Annotated in this window: 11 protein-coding genes; 5 read left to right on the top strand and 6 right to left on the bottom strand. The window is 40.4% G+C overall.

From position 1 onward, the window contains the following. The first annotated feature begins 43 nt into the window (after positions 1 to 43). Together B9A52_RS06135 and B9A52_RS06130 are read left to right on the top strand one after the other, a co-directional pair. Positions 44 to 694, top strand: a complete 651-nt coding sequence (locus B9A52_RS06135; protein WP_084119467.1) for a lipoprotein signal peptidase — start codon at positions 44 to 46, stop codon at positions 692 to 694. Positions 695 to 874: 180 nt separating this feature from the next. Beyond that, positions 875 to 2,218: a transposase gene (locus tag B9A52_RS06130; RefSeq protein ID WP_231955508.1), complete on the top strand. Its 1,344-nt coding sequence runs from the start codon at positions 875 to 877 to the stop codon at positions 2,216 to 2,218. 254 nt (positions 2,219 to 2,472) lie between these two features. Here the strand turns inward: B9A52_RS06130 and B9A52_RS06125 are convergent, their stop codons facing one another. Beyond that, positions 2,473 to 5,604 carry a WD40/YVTN/BNR-like repeat-containing protein gene (locus tag B9A52_RS06125; RefSeq protein WP_084119466.1) on the bottom strand — a complete coding sequence of 1,044 codons (3,132 nt, stop codon included), beginning with the start codon at positions 5,602 to 5,604 and terminating at the stop codon, positions 2,473 to 2,475. Positions 5,605 to 5,689: 85 nt separating this feature from the next. On the opposite strand from B9A52_RS06125, the gene B9A52_RS06120 reads away from it, so the two are divergent. Then, on the top strand, positions 5,690 to 5,992 hold the full coding sequence (locus tag B9A52_RS06120) for a hypothetical protein (RefSeq protein ID WP_084119465.1): 303 nt from the start codon (positions 5,690 to 5,692) through the stop codon (positions 5,990 to 5,992). A gap of 30 nt (positions 5,993 to 6,022) precedes the next feature. Here the strand turns inward: B9A52_RS06120 and B9A52_RS06115 are convergent, their stop codons facing one another. From B9A52_RS06115 to polA, 4 genes are all read right to left on the bottom strand, one after another. After that, positions 6,023 to 6,250 (bottom strand): hypothetical protein, encoded by a 228-nt coding sequence (locus B9A52_RS06115; RefSeq protein ID WP_084119464.1) that lies wholly within the window; start codon positions 6,248 to 6,250, stop codon positions 6,023 to 6,025. A gap of 23 nt (positions 6,251 to 6,273) precedes the next feature. Further along, the gene (locus B9A52_RS06110; protein ID WP_084119463.1) at positions 6,274 to 7,596 is read right to left on the bottom strand and encodes a S8 family peptidase; all 1,323 of its coding nucleotides are present in this window, start codon (positions 7,594 to 7,596) and stop codon (positions 6,274 to 6,276) included. A 309-nt stretch (positions 7,597 to 7,905) separates the two neighbouring features. Continuing rightward, positions 7,906 to 9,291, bottom strand: a complete 1,386-nt coding sequence (radA, locus tag B9A52_RS06100) for a DNA repair protein RadA (RefSeq protein WP_084119461.1) — start codon at positions 9,289 to 9,291, stop codon at positions 7,906 to 7,908. Positions 9,292 to 9,476: 185 nt separating this feature from the next. Continuing rightward, complete coding sequence (gene polA / locus B9A52_RS06095; RefSeq protein ID WP_084119460.1) at positions 9,477 to 12,293, bottom strand: DNA polymerase I; 2,817 nt, start codon at positions 12,291 to 12,293, stop codon at positions 9,477 to 9,479. 245 nt (positions 12,294 to 12,538) lie between these two features. Here polA and B9A52_RS06090 point away from each other — a divergent pair, with 245 nt between their 5' ends. Then, a complete protein-coding gene (locus B9A52_RS06090) occupies positions 12,539 to 12,850 on the top strand; it encodes a hypothetical protein (RefSeq protein ID WP_084119459.1) in 312 nt (103 codons plus the stop codon). Positions 12,851 to 12,961: 111 nt separating this feature from the next. Here the strand turns inward: B9A52_RS06090 and B9A52_RS06085 are convergent, their stop codons facing one another. Then, on the bottom strand, positions 12,962 to 13,555 hold the full coding sequence (locus B9A52_RS06085; RefSeq protein ID WP_084119458.1) for a hypothetical protein: 594 nt from the start codon (positions 13,553 to 13,555) through the stop codon (positions 12,962 to 12,964). A gap of 376 nt (positions 13,556 to 13,931) precedes the next feature. On the opposite strand from B9A52_RS06085, the gene B9A52_RS06080 reads away from it, so the two are divergent. Beyond that, the gene (locus B9A52_RS06080; RefSeq protein WP_084119457.1) at positions 13,932 to 17,543 is read left to right on the top strand and encodes a hypothetical protein; all 3,612 of its coding nucleotides are present in this window, start codon (positions 13,932 to 13,934) and stop codon (positions 17,541 to 17,543) included. Positions 17,544 to 17,618 lie beyond the last annotated feature (75 nt).

Genomic DNA, 17,618 nt, shown 5'->3' with positions numbered 1-17,618 from the left:
TTTCGTTAAAGAGTCTTTTATGTGTGGCCTTGAATTGATATCGATGAAATATTTGAAATATTTTGGTATTGCACTATTGGTAATCACCATTGACCAAGCTGTAAAAATGATTGTCCATTATCAAATGGACTTTGGAACTCCCGGACAGATAAAAGTCTTTGGGGATTGGTTTAAGTTACATTACACAACCAACCCCGGAATGGCATTTGGAATGCAGATCGGTTCTGAATATGGGAAGTTGATCTTGACCTCTTTCCGTTTGGTTGCTATGTTCGGGATTGGGTATTACTTATACCATATCATCAAAAAACAAATGCATGTTGGTTATATCATTTGTATTTCGATGATCTTGGGTGGGGCTATCGGTAACTTGATAGACAGTATTTTTTATGGTGTATGGTTTGGGAATGCCCCCTATAATGCTCCAAGCCCCTGGTTTCATGGTCAGGTGATTGATATGTTTTATATAGATATTTGGGAAGGATATATTCCGGAGTGGGTTCCGTTGTGGGGGGGAAGTTATACAGCATTATGGCCGATTTTCAATATCGCTGATGCCTCTATTTTTGTTGGTGTTGCGATTATTTTGATTTTCCAAGGAAGATTTTTCCAAGAAGAGGTAGTTGCAAAAACGGAAAAAGAGGAAGAGGATGAGATCCAAAAACAATTTATTGCAGGTGAAGAAACAGAGTAATTGAAAATTTCAATTACCCTGTTTGTTTTTGGGCTTCTTGCGAATCCCTTAAGACTCTGATTGTCAGTCAATAACTTAACAAAAACATAACACAAAAACCCCGAATTTGGCTGTTTTGAGCTTTTTTCGGGGTTTTCTTTTTTGTATTTTAAGGTTGCAGACTTAAATACAATTAAAGTTATGATTCAGCTTCCTCTTTTCAAAGACTTCGACGGATATTCTCCAAAATATCATTTTTTCAAGAATTCATTGTTGGGTCAGATACATGATTCCATCCCCTGGGATGATCTGGTTTCCTGCCTTCCCGAAGAACGCTCCGGAAGAGGTGCACCAAGCTGGTTCGGTGGCAAAGGAATGTTTGCACTGATGTTCCTGAAGGCCTATCTCAACACCAGTGACAGGCAATTGTTGGAGCGCTACAACACAGACTGGGCCTTACAGTATTTTTGTGGCAAAGTACTGGCCGAAAACCAGCATATCAGAGACATGACCATCATGACCAGGGTCAGGGCATATCTGGAAAAACACTGCGAATGGGAGAGACTTCAGGAAGTACTTATCAACCACTGGAAGCGTGATGTCAACAACACCCATGTATTGCTCATGGACGCTACGTGTTACGAGTCATTCATACGGTTTCCAACCGATGTCAAACTGCTGTGGGAATGTTGTGAGTGGGTTTTTGAAAAACAGATGTTCAGATTCTGTTCCCAAATGGGGGGCAAAAGGCCCAGATCTAAATTCAGGGAGCAGAGAATTGCCCATATGACTTATTCCAGAAAAAGGAAAAACAGTTTCAGGGAAACACTCAGAAGAAGAAAAGCACTCGTTTATCTGCTCGGTAAAGGGATTGGCCAACTCCAGCAGATCCTCGACAGTAATAAGGGTGCAGATCTTGGATTGAAGGATTTTGCAAGGTTTGCAGTGATAAAAAAGGTTCACCGCCAGCAGGAGTTTTTGTTGGACAACCCGCCTGCGGCTTTAAAAGACAGAATAGTTTCCCTGCACAAACCTTATCTTAGACCCATTGTGAGGGGAAAAGAAAACAGGCCGGTTGAGTTCGGGGCCAAAGCCCATATCCTTCAGGTGGACGGACTCACGTTTATAGACAAACTTGATTTCAATGCCTTCAACGAATGCACAAGACTTAAGCTGTCCGTGGCCAAACACAGGAGATTTTTCGGTCCTGTAAACCAGCTCGGGGCGGACAGGATTTACGCCACAAACAAAAACCGGAGTTTCTGTACAGCCAACAGGATTTTCACCTGTTTCCCCAAAAAAGGACCCAAAAAACATGACAGGGCAGAAAAAATACTCAGCTCCGAAATATCCAAACAGAGGGCTACAGTAATGGAGGGTGTGTTCGGTACAAACAAAGAGTTCTACGGACTGAGGAAAATCAGGGTAAAAGGAGACAAGAGGGAGAAGTTTGCGATATTTTTCGGGATAATGGCAGCCAATGCTGTCAAGATAGCCAAAAGAAGAGCTGAAACGGAAAGGCCGCCGCAACAAAACGCTGCCTAAAAACACAATCGGAGACATCTTCATGGGATAAGTGTGCCCATACTGTAAATGACCTGCTTATTCCCTATGCATAAAGGAAAAAATTGTACTTTTCCGTACTAAAATTGATTTCAAAATCATCCAAAAACCAAGGAGAAAAAGAGAGTAGGGTTTAGTTTTAACCCTATCTCTCAATTCCGAAGGAATTTTCCAAGAAGGCCTGTTTTTGCTTATTGTCAACACCCATTTAGAAATGGGCTTCAGTTAGAATTCCACTATTCAACGAACAATAATCCGATTCCAGCTGACTTCAATTTTTGATTATAATCAGGAATAGCGGTATTCAGGATTCTTTCTCCTTCGGCTTTTAAAACCAACCATTCCTTGGTCAGTTCTTCATAGCGATCCCTTGATCCTTGATTTACTTTTGGAATTTCACTTTCTGTCTGATTGATCAGGAACAGATAATTGGCAGTAAACTTATTGGGGAAATTTTCCACATCATCATAGGCAAGGGATTTTCGCTGTACCATATCCTCATCCCAAGCCTTCATTTCTTTGAGTAATTGCTGACCTGCCTCGGCAAGTGCCTGACGACTTGAATCTCCTTTGATTCTTTCCAAGAAACCTTTCAGCTGCTGCTGGTAATCCATGGCTTTATTGACCATGTTATGCATCATTGTCAGTTCCTTTTCCATATTCCACATAAAGTTGTGGTACTCCACATAAGTCTGCTGATCCGTTTCGAACAATGGATTAACAATCACCTTTGCTTTGACTTGGGAATCACCAAAATCAGTTTTAAGATGCAAGGAATATTCTCCGGGAACTACCTTATGACCTCTAAAGCTTGATTCAATATAGGCTGTTGGAATACCCGGCATGGTGGGATAACGCATATCCCAAACAAAACGGTTAATCCCTTTTTTAACAGGCAAAACTGGATCAGGTGAGGGTCCACCGGCATAAGCCTGAAATTTTGGATCGGCTTTACTTGAAATCATACGTACCAATTCCCCATTGCTATCCCTAATTTCCAAATTGATCGCAGTTGAGTCCGTAACAGTTTCCGGTAAATGATAATACAGCACGACTCCATTAGCAGGATTTACACCACTAAGAAGATTGGTTCCAGTAGCAGAATTGCTGTTCATGGCTGAATTCCAGCTTCCGATAATGGCATCATCCGGGGTATACAATAATGGTTTTTCAACCTTAGTTTTCATTTCTCTCACCATATTCATATCATCCAAAATCCAATAAGATCGGCCGGCTGTTGCCACCACCAGATCACCATGGGCAAGCTTCAGATCAGTAATTGGGGTCACAGGAAGGTTAAGTTGAAATGATTCCCAACTGTTACCGCCATTTCTGGAAATATATGTACCGGTTTCTGTACCTGCATAGAGCAGCCCTTTGACCTTATCGTCTTCTCTGACCACTCTGGTAAAAGCACCGTAAGGAATGCCTTTGCTGATATTGGTCCAGGTTTTTCCATAATCAGTGGTTTTATAAATGGCAGGGGTATAATCATTGAACTTATATCTTGTCGTAGCAATATAGACTGTGGCAGGATCATGGGGGGAAACCTCAATGGCATTGACCAGGGTTTCAGCCATTCCTTTGGGAGTGACATTATTCCACGTTTTCCCTCCGTCTTGTGTCAAATGGACCAAACCATCATCGCTGCCTGTCCAAAAAACTCCTTTTTCATGGGGTGATTCAATGATATAAGCAATGGTACCATAATTTTCTGCACCTACTGCTTCATTGGTGTAAGGTCCCCCACCTTTTCCTTGTTTTTCCTTTTCATTTCTGGTCAGGTCAGGGGAGATTACTTCCCAAGAGTTACCCATATCCTGGGTTTTGAACACATGTTGTGCGGTATGATAAAAAGTATTGGGTTCATGCTGGGACCAAATAATCGGTGCATTCCAATTGAAACGGTATTTCATATCAGAAGCATCCCTACCCAGATATTGGATGGGTGCTATCATGATATTGGTAGAGGCATTCGATTTCATATCGAGAACTTCGATCGTACCCAAATAACTCCCTCCCAATACATATCTTGTATTATCAGGATCAAAAGCCAAAAAGGCCGACTCACCACCTGCGGAATAATTCCAGTGTTCTTGGGTTATACTCCCCCTTCCTAAAGCAAGACTATTGATTACCAAGGAAGTATTATCCTGCTGTCCCCCATAGATACGGTAAGGAAATTGGTTATCAGTATTGATTCGGTACATCTGGGCGGTGGGCATATTGTCCTGTCTGGACCAAGTCTTGGCGCCATTAAATGAAATTGCAGCACCTCCATCATCCGCCATAACCATATTTTTGGGGTTGTTGGGGTTTATCCAGAGATCATGGTAATCCCCATGTGCACGAGGAAGCACTTCCCAGGTTTTCCCGCCATCAATGGAACGAAGGGCAGGAGCACTCAGGACATATAGCGTGTGTTCGGCATGTGGGTCAGGAAATAACTCTATGTAATACCAAGCACGCTGTACCAACCGGTTATCACTGCTTACTTTTGACCATGAATCACCACCATTTTCTGAAACGAATAAGCCTCCCTGTCTTTTTTCTGAATCACTCTCAATCAGAGCGTATACTTTATTTGAGTTAGCTCGAGAAACCGCAATGGACATTTTTCCCATTTCTTTGGGCAAGCCTGATTCCATTTTCTTCCAGGTTTTTCCTGCATCTACAGATTTGTAAAGTCCACTTCCAGGACCACCGCTGATGACCTTCCATGGCAATCTTTGATGCTCCCACATGGCGGCATACAGCACATCCGGAAAATTCATGTCCATGGATAATTCAACAGCACCTGATTTATCATCTACAAACAAGACCTTTTCCCAAGTCTCTCCGCCATCTATGGATTTGTAAACACCACGGTCCGGGTTTGGGGCATGTAATGCTCCCTGTGCGGCCACATAGACTATATCCGGATTTTCAGGATGAATGATAATTCGGGAAATATGTTGGGTTTTTTCCAATCCCAACTTTTTCCAAGTGGCACCAGCATCGGTGGATTTATATATACCATCTCCATAAGAGGTCATTACGCCCCGAGGGGCATGTTCGCCCATTCCCACAAAAACTATCCTTGGATGGCTTTCAGAAACGGCAATTGCCCCTACGGAACCAGTCGTAAAATAACCATCAGAAATGTTTTGCCAAAGCTGTCCCGCATCAGAGGTTTTCCAAACACCTCCGCCAGTTGTACCCATATAATAGGTCAAAGGATCTCCTACTACCCCTGAGGCAGTTACAGACCTACCTCCGCGGAAAGGGCCAATGTTTCGGTATTTAAGTGGAATGGTACTTTGCTGAAGATCTTGGGCAGATAATGAAACTGCTCCAAGAAAAAGGAAAAAGATAAATATTTTTCTCATAATTTTTTAATAGTTGAAGAGGCTTTCAAGATAGAAAAAAATCCGTCGGTTTTGATTTCGCTTGTGTAAAAGGAGTGAGGGAGGGATGAAAGATAAAGGTAAAGGGATGACCGATGTTGGCTTGGGGATCGAAATGTGCTTTGTCATCTCAATTGATAAAAATTGGTACTTACAAAAAGGAAATGACATTTACTTATTTGAGTTTGGCCTCGTCCGTGATAGCCCCGATAGCTGTTGGGGGATTTGGCCACCAGGGTCTTCTTCATTGGTAAGCACTGTAAAGGTTGAAATTTCGAGCAAGATTAAGGTGAATGAAGATGTCTTGTTTCTTTTTTCTTGGTTCCCCCAGTATCCGGGCAGGCTTTGGTTCTTGTTTCTTGGTTCTTGATTCTTGGTTCTCAAATCTCACGTCTCAAATCTAAAAAGCCCGGACCTCACCATCTTCCTCTATATGTTTGATGCCTTTGACTATGATTTCCTGAAGGCTATCTTCTTTACCGGAGGTCTCTCCGGAAATCACCCCGGTAAAGGATAGGATATGATTTATCTTACAGCCTTTTTTACGAAGCTTTTCAGCAATGTCCTGGATATTTTTGATTTCGCTATCCTCAACGGAAGCAATAAATTTTATAGGATCGTTTGCCATTTCTTTATCTATCTAAATTATCATTACTGAGGACTCTGAACCAAACCAGCCCCCACATCACTGGCGGGAAGATTTAAGGGACGTGCGGTATTGATCAATTCCTGCCAAATTTGTGTAGGCGTAGCCGATGGATTCTTTTCCCATAATTGTGCAGCTACTCCCGAAACAAAAGGAGTTGCCATACTTGTTCCACTCAGCGAGGCATAAATCTGCGGGGATTTATAAGAGCTCAATACCCCCACACCAGGTCCGGCAATGTTTACCTCTCCCCCATTCGGGTTGATCCCGCCACAGGAGAAATCAGCCACTTTCAAAAACCTGTCCACAGCAGCCACAGCCATAATGGACGGACAATTAGCGGGATGACCCACAGGATTGATAACGCCGCTGGATCTTCTGCTTTCATTTCCTGCAGCTGCTATGATTAAAGTACCTCTATTGAGGGCATTCTTGGCAATATCTTCATAAATTCTGGAATGAGACTGTCCCGGACGGGTAGGCGCACCCAAAGACATGGAAATGATTTTGCAGCCATTGGTCATCGCCCAGTCCATGCCGGCCAAGATCCCGCTATCAGAACCTGAACCCGCATTAGAAAGTACTTTACCAATAAAAACATTTGATTCATTTGATATTCCATATCTAACCCCATTGGAGCCACGGATACCTCCTGAAGCATTTCCAGTACAATGTGTGCCATGTCCATTGAGGTCATTGACGTCTTCTCCGGAAATAAAAGATTTGCTGATAACATTTCTTGTTTGAAAATCAGGATGGGCCACTAAGAACCCTGTGTCCAAGATGGCAACAGGGATGTTTTTACCCGTATATGGGCTTGTCAATGCCCTGACAGCATGGACTCCCCAATAAGCTTGGGCATTATCCGAAAAAGAATCAGGAAGTGTGGGGTTGGGATGAGGATCTGGTTGGTCAGGAATGGGAGTTATTGGTGGTCTTCCAATACCCAATAATCGGCAAAGCCACTGCCAAAATCCTCCTCCTCCGGAAGCATTTGCAGCAGCAAGGGCGTAAAGATATCGCTCGGGTTCATCGTACAGAAATATGCTTTTGGTTCTCGCCGAACTTGTCAGCACATTGATTTCCTGTTCATGATTTTCATTGATCACTGCCACACCAAAATTCTCAAAAACAATTCCGTCTGCCTGATCAAATGCTTCTATATAATCTTCCTCGTGGGACTTGTAATCGCTTGACGATGCTAGCCTGAGAGAGGCCCCTTCAGCCCCTTCTTCTATATCTTTAAATTTCGCCCCCTGGTCTAGCATAACCAAGCGTCTTCCTGTAAATTCCGGTTTTGGATCCTGTTCTTCTAATTGATTTGTCATGGTTTTGGAGTCGAAAAGTGAATAAATATAAAAACAGAACCAATTTACAAAAAAATATTATAATGTTGATTGTCAAGTGAATAAAATGGAGTTATAAGGTTATATAATTAGATTTTCAATCCAAGTAAAATTTCTATGTTTGTAAAGAGAATGCCACATCGCACGCTGTACTTGTATATTATAGAAAACTTGAAGTGCTTCTCCAGCCAAAGTAAGACAGGCGAAATGACAACATACCCTATCTTCCGTCTTCTTTCTCCTTTCTTCCGTCTTTTTCAACATCGGTCATCGGTCACCTGACATCTAACATCAGCCCTCAAACAACCCCTGATACATCTCCTCCAACCTACTTACCGGAATCACCTTGATTTTGTACTTGTTCAAATCAAGCCCTTTGATGGCATATTTGGAAACCATAATCCTTTTGAATCCCAATTTTTCTGCTTCTGCAATCCGGTTTTCTATTCGGTGTACAGCCCGGATTTCCCCTCCCAATCCTACTTCCCCTGCAAAACAAAGATCAGTCGGAACTGGACTGTCCTCATAAGAAGATACCAAAGAAGCACATACGGCCAAATCCAAAGCAGGGTCATCTACTTTCAGGCCACCGGCCACATTGAGAAATACATCCTGTTGCCCAAGTCGCATACCACCTCTTTTCTCCAAAACAGCTAAAAGCATATTCAATCTCTTGGCATCATGCCCGGTACTGCTGCGCTGGGGAGTGCCATATGTAGCCGGGCTTACGAGGGATTGGATTTCTATCAATAAGGGACGGTTGCCTTCCATCATGGCACCTATGGCGACCCCATTTAGAACTTCTTCTCTTTGGGTCAAAAGTATTTCTGAAGGATTGGCAACCTGCCGCAAACCTTCGGCACGCATTTCATAAATACCCAATTCATTGGTGGAGCCAAAGCGGTTTTTGGAGGTCCTAAGAATCCTGTAGGAAAGATGCCTATCTCCCTCAAACTGCAATACTGTATCCACCATGTGCTCCAAGACTTTAGGGCCGGCTATAGAACCTTCCTTTGTAATATGACCAATCAAAAATACAGGTGTGCCCGTTTCTTTGGCAAACTTCATCAGTTCTGCGGTACACTCCCTTACCTGAGAGACAGAACCTGCTGCGGATTCCACATATTGACTGTGTAAGGTCTGAATGGAATCAATGACCAATAATTCCGGTTGGAGAATTTCTATTTGTTGAAAAATCTGTTGGGTATTGGTTTCAGAAAGTACGTAGCAGTTATCAGAATGAAATGCCATCCGCTCTGCCCGCATTTTGATTTGGGCTTCACTTTCCTCTCCTGAAACATACAGCACCTTAACCTGAGGCAGTGAAAGTGCAATTTGTAACATCAAGGTAGACTTTCCGATTCCCGGTTCCCCGCCAATCAAAACCAAAGACCCAGGAACGATCCCACCTCCTAAAACCCTATCCAATTCCGCATCATGTGTGACTGTCCTTGGCTGCTCTTCAAAATTGATGTCCGTCAAGCGTCTTGGCGTAGCGGCCCTTTTGGATTTGGATCCACTTGTAGATTGTTTCCAATTTCCCTTCCCTAACTCCTCTTTTTGGATCACTTCCTCCACATAGGTATTCCATTCCCCGCAAGCAGGGCATTTACCTATCCATTTAGGACTCTGCGCCCCACAGTTTTGACAGAAAAAGGTGGTTTTTGTTTTAGCCATTTTTTTAAGACGTGAGACGTTAGATTTGAGACGTGAGATGCGAGATGGTAAGTGACCTTGCCTTAATCAAAGGGATGGGGTATTTCATAGGAAGAGATTCCCCGAACTTCTACGGGCAGGCTTGGTACTTGGTACATAGTACTTTGTACTCTCCACACCTTCATCCTTTCTCCTTCATCCCTTAATCAATGCGCTTGGAGCCAATCACTGCCAATCCCAACTTCCACCACCAGGGGAACCTCGATGGTGACGGCATTGGACATGAGTTTGGGAATTTCTTTTTGAAGCAATTCCACCTCATCTTTGTGCGCATCAAATACCAATTCATCGTGAACCTGAAGGATCATTTTGGATTTAAGGTTTTGTTTTTTCATCCACTCATAGACATGAATCATAGCTACCTTGATCATATCGGCAGCGGAACCTTGAATGGGGGCATTGATGGCGTTCCGCTCGGCAAAGCCCCGCATAGTCTGATTGCGGCTATTGATATCCCGGAGATAGCGACGACGTCCAAGGATGGTTTCCACAAATTCGTTTTTCCTTGCTTTTTCGATGGCATTGTCCATATATTCTTTGACAGCCGGAAATTCTTTGAAATAAGCATCGATGATTTCCTTGGCTTCTGTCCTGGAAATACTAAGGCGTTGGGAAAGGCCAAATGCTGAGATGCCATAAATGATACCAAAGTTGGCAGTCTTGGCTTTTCTCCTCATATCAGAAGTCACTTCCTCTAAAGGAACCTGGAAAATTTTTGCCGCAGTAGTGGCATGGATGTCCCTGCCGTTTTTGAAAGCTTCAATCATGGATTCATCCTGCGAAAATGCCGCCATGATGCGCAATTCTATCTGAGAATAATCCGCTGCCAATAATACATGATTATCATCTCTCGGAACAAATGCTTTTCGGATTTCCCGCCCTCTTGCAGTTCGAATAGGGATATTCTGTAGGTTGGGATTGATGGAGGAAAGCCTCCCTGTGGCAGCTACAAACTGATTGTAGGTAGTATGGACCCTTCCTGTTTTGGGGTTGATCATGGTAGGCAAGGCATCCACATAGGTGGACTTTAACTTGACCATCTGACGGTATTCCAGAATAGCATCCGCAATTTCATGTTCCCCGGCCATCTTGCTCAACACTTCCTCTCCGGTTGCAAACTGACCTGTTTTGGTTTTTTTTGCTTTTGGATCCAATTGGAGTTTGACAAACAATATTTCTCCCAATTGCTTTGGTGAAGAAAGATTGAATTTCTCTCCTGCAAGTTCATAAACTCTTTTTTCGATTTCTTTGCTTTCCTCATCCAAGAGCACGGACATCTCCGCAAGGCTTTCAGTATCAATCTTTACTCCCTCAAATTCCATATCTGTTAACACCCGAATCAAAGGATTTTCTACTTCATGAAGCAGTTTTTCCAATCCATTGCTTTTGATGATGGGGTCAAATTTTTGCTTAAGTTTTAATGTGATGTCTGCATCTTCTGCAGCATAAGCGACTACCTCATCCACCTCCACATCCCGCATATTTCCTTGGTTTTTCCCTTTTTTACCGATCAGGGACTCAATGGATACCGGTCTGTAATTGAGGTATTGTTGGGCCAACCAATCCATGGAATGCTTACCCTCAGGTTCAATCAGGTAATGTGCCAACATGGTGTCATATAGTTTTCCTTTGACATCCATGCCATAGTTTTTCAAAACCAAAAGGTCATATTTTACATTTTGCCCTATTTTGGTAATGTTTTCATTTTCAAATATTTCCCTAAATAATTCCAGTTTCTGTTTGGCTTCCTCCTGATCGGCAGGAAAAGGAATATAAAATGCTTCTCCGGGAACGTAAGAAAACGACAGTCCTACCAATTCTGCTTCATTGGGATTCAGGGCCGTGGTTTCGGTATCAAAGCAAAATTCATCCTGCAACTCCAAATAACCGATCAATTCCTTGATGGCTTTTTCACCGTCTACTTTATGGTAATCATGGACAGAAGTCAGGATACTGTCATGTAACTGAATGGCCGGTAAAGGACTTTCCTCCACTACTTCCTCCTCTTTCTCTTTGGATTCTTCAGTACCGGTAAACAGGCCCAACTGTTCACTTACTTTAATTTGAGGCTTTTTGATTTTTTCTCCAAATACCCTTTGTGTCAAAGTACGGAATTCAAGTTCCGCAAAAAGTGCTTTCAGTTTTTCCTCATCAGGTCCGTCATAACGCAAATCCAATTCATCAAACTCTACCGGTACTTCAATATTGATAGTGGCCAATTCTTTGGAAAGTAACCCCTGTTGCGCAAAATTCTCTACATTTTCTTTTTGCTTGCCTTTAAGTTGATCTGTGTTATTTAGGAGTTCTTCAATCGTACCATATTCTTTTAAAAGTTTTACCGCGGTTTTTTCACCTATTCCGGGAATTCCAGGAATATTATCCACAGCATCACCCATTAGTCCAAGAATGTCCCTTACCTGATCGACATGTTCTATATCCCATTTGGCACATACTTCTTTGGGACCCATTATGTCCACACCATTGCCCATAAAAGCAGGCTTATATAAGAAGATGTGGTCTTCTACCAATTGCCCATAATCCTTGTCGGGGGTCATCATGTAGACTTCGAAACTGGTTCTTTCAGCTTTTTTGGCCAGGGTCCCAATGATATCATCCGCTTCGAAACCATCCAGTTCCAAAAGTGGGATACGAAAGGCTTTGACGATTTGCTTTACCCAAGGAATACCCACTTCGATATCTTCTGGCTGTTCTTGACGGTTGGCCTTATAGGCTTCAAACTGTATATGTCTGAAAGTCGGTGCTTTGGTATCAAATGCCACAGCAATATGGGTGGGTTTTTCTTTTTCCAACACTTCCAGGAGGGTATTGGTAAAACCGAGCATAATGCCGGTATTGAGCCCCTTGGAATTGATACGGGGATTTTTGCTGAAGGCAAAATGGGCCCTATAGATAAGGGCCATTGCATCCAGGAGGAAAAGTTTCTTATCTCCTTTTGGGGACATGGTATTGCTTCTGTTTATTGGATTAAAATAGATTTAGAAAACTTTGACAGTCTCCCTGAATGGGCTAAATTACAAATAATAATCCTACCCTGGGACCGAAAATCTAACAAATCCTGTTAAAAATTGACTACCTTAGAATTGCTTTAATCCGCTTTGGTTTGATTATTGGTATTTTAGTCCTCCATAGTGGTTTTTCGAAACCTAATCTTTAGAATTATTATTTACTAAAACTTAATTATTCCCCCATGAAAAAAATCGCATTATTTCTGTCCCTTACGTTTTTGTTTACTGCGGTAGCGCCGGCTGCTATGGCAAAAGAATCCAAAAAAGATAAAAAAGAACTGACTGTTGAAGAAGAAGCACGAGTGGCTGAAATTGAAAGTAGAGTAGCCGAAATTAAGGCCATGGACCTTTCTGATCTGAGTAACGAAGAGCGCAAAGAAGTGAAAGAGGAGCTGAAAGAGATGAAAAAAGAGGCCAAAGCCCTTGGAGGTGGAGTGTATATTTCTGTAGGAGCGATCATTATAATTTTATTGTTATTGATCCTACTTACTTGATCTAAGAATCCATATTGTTCAGTCAATTTTGACCAAAGGAGGAACTCATTCATAAAAAATCCCCTTCAAATAGATTTTGAAGGGGATTTTTTATATAAAACGTCAGGTATTTCAATGTATTCTTCCATTCATGGCATCCACCAATTCTCTCTTTAATTTCCTTTCTCTTTCAAGGGTATTTTTACGATGCTGTTCAAATTCTTCAATCGTTTCAGCCAGGTCCTTTTTGGCTCGGGATATCACCCTGTGACTTTGGCTATACCTGAATAAAAAGAAAAGAAAAGCAGCAGTCAAAATTCCAACGATGGTCCACATCATGGTAACATAGGCTGATTTATGGATGGCCATTCCCAAAAACTCAAAATTATCCCTAGCCGCTTCAGCTATTTCCAATTGTTTATTGGTTTCGGATACTTGTTTTTCCAACTCTCCGATCTTGGACTGTCTTGTACTCAATTCCTGATTGACAGTGACCAATTGATTTTTGAAAACATTCAGAGAATCAAGAACATTGGAACGGATTTTTTCGAGATTGGTCTTTTTAACGACTTTGTAATCCTGGTAATTATTGGATACCCTATTTAGATAATCAAATTGACTGGTGATGGTTCCTTCATTTAAAGAACCTGTTTCTGTGGCCTCCTGTGCAGAGACTTGAAACCCTAATAATATTACCAGAAAGAGCGAGATAAGATTTTTTTTCATTTAAATAGATAGTTTTAAATCTATGCGTAATCAATTCTTGACTATTCAGAACTTTTGTTGCGAGAGCAATAAATATGCCTGTATAAAATGAGATTAACAAAAATCAGTATCAAAAAAATATACTTTTTGATTGAAATGACTGAAATTGATAGGGTTAAGCGCAAAAAATAAAATAAAAATTGTATTTTTTAAATATAATAAATTCAAGAAAAAAGACCTGAACAAAACAGGATCCCATTCTTCCAAGTACTAATGAATAAAATATATCATCCGAAAATGGAGGCATAAAGAATGGACTTGTGATATTTCGTTTTCATATCTTTTTGATATACAGCAGTTTTTGTATATTTAATTGAATTTTTAAATCAATATTTTTATGGGACTCAAGAATTTCAAAATCTGGGGAATATTTATGGTAGCCATTATCATTGTGGCTTTTATGCTTTTTCAGCAGTCCAATACCAACAAAAAGGAGCTTGACCAACAAGCTATCCGAAATATGGAACTGATCAAGGGAAATTTTCAGGTGACTTTTCAAGCATTTATCAACCAAAAGGAGCAGGAGGAAAGGAAGCGTAACCTTTTAAAACATTGTTACAAAGAGGAAAATGGTATTTGGACAAAGCTTGAAAACTGTGATTATCTTAGATTCGATCAATTTGATTCTTTAAATGTGCGGGATATTACTTTTTGGCAGAATAAATTTAAAAAGTCTTCAGGTTTAATTTTAAATTTTCCTCAAAACAGTCGAGACACCATTTACATAAATCAGCTTTTCTCAAAAATAAAGAAGCAAGAATTCTTTGAATCTGTTTTTTTGGTCGATTCCGTAAATTCAATTATCTATCCCAATTCAGAGATTGGAAAGAAATTACCTCTTTTCGGAAAAGAATTTAAGGAGGTTTATCATTTACCCATAAACAAAGAAAAAATAATCTATAATGATGAAGATCACCTGATTTATTACACTCCGGTGGTGATCGATAAATTCGCTTTTTATATGGTAGGTGTCATCAAAACCAACACTTTTGAATCAGCCGGTATGAGGGTGGATTTTTCAAACCTCACTATTCTTGTATTCTTGTTGGGACTCATGCTTTTTTCCCTTCCTATCCTGTCCTTTTTGGGTTTAACCAAGGGTGACAAACTTACCCGCTTTGGGGTTTTTAGTGTTGGTCTTTCTTTAGTAGGCATAATGGTTATCCTGGGTTTTGGATTTTCATTTTCCAAAAACCACCATCCTTTGAGTGACCAAGATCATGAAGTTGCTATGCATGAAATAAGAAAAAGTATTCAGGCCAAACTTTTTGATAAAACCAGTCTATTGAATAATTGGAATACCGATGCCACGAAATTGCTTCCTCAGGTAAATGTCAGACCAGCGAATGATCTGATAAGAATAAACAAACTGGGGGGCATAGAATCAATTTATCAAAATGGAAAGTTAGACACCCTTAATCAGATCTATAGATCTCTTCAACACCGCATTTATTATTCCTATTTTTTGAAGCCTTCGGAAAAAAATGAAATTAAAGAATTCAACAAAACGAAATCCGACATCAATTATATAGGATCACACTATTCCCTGGCAAATTCAAAGCAGGAATCTGTTATCAGCAGGTATGATTCTGCATTAAATCTGGTAGAAGCAATAACATTTTCCTGGGACACGAAGCTAACCCAATACGATACATTAAGGGAATATTTATTTTTTAAAAAAAATGGACTGATCATCAACAAAAGTGAAAGGATCAAGGTCGCAGCTGACAGTTTATCACAACTACTTTCTGCTAAAAAATGGCAGGAGGTGGAAGCCATTATCAATAACAACCTATCATCAGACCAAGACCTTCAATGGATGATCCCATTATACCTGGATGGCCACGCATTTAATGGCTACTTGCAGAAAGTTTCGCTGGAAAATCACCATTTTGACCAGGATTTATGGATGTTGTATCTCAAAGATGAACACTTAGAGCATGTGTATTCCTCTTTGGTGACGTTCGAAACAACCATTCTTTTACTCTTTTACCTTTTGATGCTGGCACTAATTTCGTTGGCTAACAAGCTGAACAAAACAAAAACCAAAAACAAAACTATTGAGAAATTTGCTTACAACTATTTATATCCGAAAAAATCAAAGGCCAAAAATTTCGAATATTTGATTTGGTTTATGGTGATATATATTTTCCTTATCATTTACTTTTATCACCTCCCTGACATTAATTTTTTTGGAATTTTCGCTATCCTCATAATTACGACTTTTCACTTCAAGGTCATCACTTACATGATGCTGGGGCCAAGTTGGCAAAAAAGCAACAGCCAACTTTCGGCAGAGGAAAACAGGAAGATCATCAAGAATTCCCGAAATCAGGAAATAAGCAGGTTCATTTGGATAATGGGGTTGGTTATTGCCATATCATTTGGGTTTCTGGCAGGACTTATCCCTTATATTTCCTATTTTATTCTGTTCATTTGGGTGATAGGTTCTTCCTATTATACTTTCAAAAAAAGGTTGAAAATCTCGGAAAAAAATGAGATAAAAATCAAACCGAAAGACGAAACTTCCCGCGAAAGTCAAGGAAGCCAAAATTCATTGGCAACTAATTTCCATTACACCTATACCAGTTTTTTTATCATGTGGATATTTATGATAGGCTTTGTACCCGGATATATCATCTATTCCAAAGTCCATCAATTTGAATCCAAAAATTGGGAACCTCAAAAAAAAGCTGAGAATTATAAAGATATTCCTGATATTTTTTGGAATACCTATGACGAAGGTAGAAGGCTCTTTTTTGGAAACCTTACCGATCAAAATGCCTCTCAGGTTAAAGCCTTTATTTATACTGACCGTAGTTTGATGCAACCTAAATTGGCACATTTTAAATTAATCGATCCCGCCACGCTGTTCAAACCTATCCAAAAGTTAAAAGAAAGCATGCTATTGTTTATATCCGTGACGATAGCATTTCTATTGATTCTCGCTTTGTTTATTTGGATGGTATATACGCTCACCAAAAAAATATACTTCTTGGATTTTGAAGGATTTTTGTACCATCACCAAAATCCCAATACCTCTACCCTTAATCAAAAAGTATTTTTGTGTGGAATTGATTCAGAAAACTATCCCAAATGGATTCAGAATCTCATTGACCTTGGAAATCATGAAATAACCGATTGCACCTCTAACCCTGATTTAAAATGGGGTGAATCAATCACACCGGATCTTGGGGCAAAAAATATCTGGATCATCAAAAATGTCCATTGTCTACCTGACCCTTTGTTACTACTTGAAAGATTGCCTCATTTTATCAAAGCTGTAAATGAAAATATTTATTTGGTCTTCTCTTCGGGCTTTTCATGGAAACAATTGCTCTATCAAATCAAGGACCCACATCAAAAAATGGTTTTTTCCGAGTTATTTAGTTCTTTCCATTTCGAATATATACCTATAGAACTTGACCCTTATCTGAAAGTCAAAACTCCCAACGATGAAAAAGCCAGCATTCTTATCCGGTCAAGAAAAGCATATTTTTATAATATTTGGTCTGAGATGAGCTTTGAGGAGAAAAAAATCTGTTATTATTTCAGTCAGGAAGGATTTTTCAATTTCACCAATAAACCTGTGATCACAGAATTGATCCAAAAAGGAATATTGGTACCAAGGGGAATATTGGATGGGGGCGAATCCTCGGAATTGTTTCCGATATTGTTCGATAAACACTTTAGAATTTTTATATTGAACAATGTCACAGAGGAGGAAATTCAAGCCTTCAAAAGAGATGAAGAAAAGAATGGAAACGCAAGTTCCATTCAAATAGCCGTTTTCAGTTTTATCCTGTTATCAGTGGCTTTGATCAGCTATTTTGACAAAAATTTCCTAGATCAAGCATCTACTTTTGTCGCGGGTATCACAGGGGCATTGGGAGGTATTTATTCATTGATCAGAAATTCCCTTCCATCCTTGGGAAAGAGTAAAAGTTAAAAGTAAATTAACTTTATGAAATAGAAAAAGCTGCCGGCACCCCTTGTTGGCACTAAGGCTATCAATGTTGTCTTC

It is taken from the genome of Aquiflexum balticum DSM 16537 (assembly GCF_900176595.1).
Taxonomy (GTDB): Bacteria; Bacteroidota; Bacteroidia; order Cytophagales; family Cyclobacteriaceae; genus Aquiflexum; species Aquiflexum balticum.
The sequence above is the reverse complement of the archived record's forward strand: the minus strand, read 5'-3'. Positions and strand labels throughout refer to the sequence as shown.

Bases quoted from the DNA above. Each gene is read 5' to 3' on its own strand.
- B9A52_RS06090 (WP_084119459.1), top strand. From the start codon at position 12,539: ATGAAAAAAATCGCATTATTTCTGTCCCTTACGTTTTTGTTTACTGCG.
- B9A52_RS06115 (WP_084119464.1), bottom strand. From the start codon at position 6,250: ATGGCAAACGATCCTATAAAATTTATTGCTTCCGTTGAGGATAGCGAA.
- B9A52_RS06125 (WP_084119466.1), bottom strand. From the start codon at position 5,604: ATGAGAAAAATATTTATCTTTTTCCTTTTTCTTGGAGCAGTTTCATTA.
- B9A52_RS06085 (WP_084119458.1), bottom strand. From the start codon at position 13,555: ATGAAAAAAAATCTTATCTCGCTCTTTCTGGTAATATTATTAGGGTTT.
- B9A52_RS06130 (WP_231955508.1), top strand. From the start codon at position 875: ATGATTCAGCTTCCTCTTTTCAAAGACTTCGACGGATATTCTCCAAAA.
- B9A52_RS06135 (WP_084119467.1), top strand. From the start codon at position 44: ATGAAATATTTGAAATATTTTGGTATTGCACTATTGGTAATCACCATT.
- radA (WP_084119461.1), bottom strand. From the start codon at position 9,291: ATGGCTAAAACAAAAACCACCTTTTTCTGTCAAAACTGTGGGGCGCAG.
- B9A52_RS06120 (WP_084119465.1), top strand. From the start codon at position 5,690: ATGAAAGATAAAGGTAAAGGGATGACCGATGTTGGCTTGGGGATCGAA.
- B9A52_RS06110 (WP_084119463.1), bottom strand. From the start codon at position 7,596: ATGACAAATCAATTAGAAGAACAGGATCCAAAACCGGAATTTACAGGA.
- polA (WP_084119460.1), bottom strand. From the start codon at position 12,293: ATGTCCCCAAAAGGAGATAAGAAACTTTTCCTCCTGGATGCAATGGCC.
- B9A52_RS06080 (WP_084119457.1), top strand. From the start codon at position 13,932: ATGGGACTCAAGAATTTCAAAATCTGGGGAATATTTATGGTAGCCATT.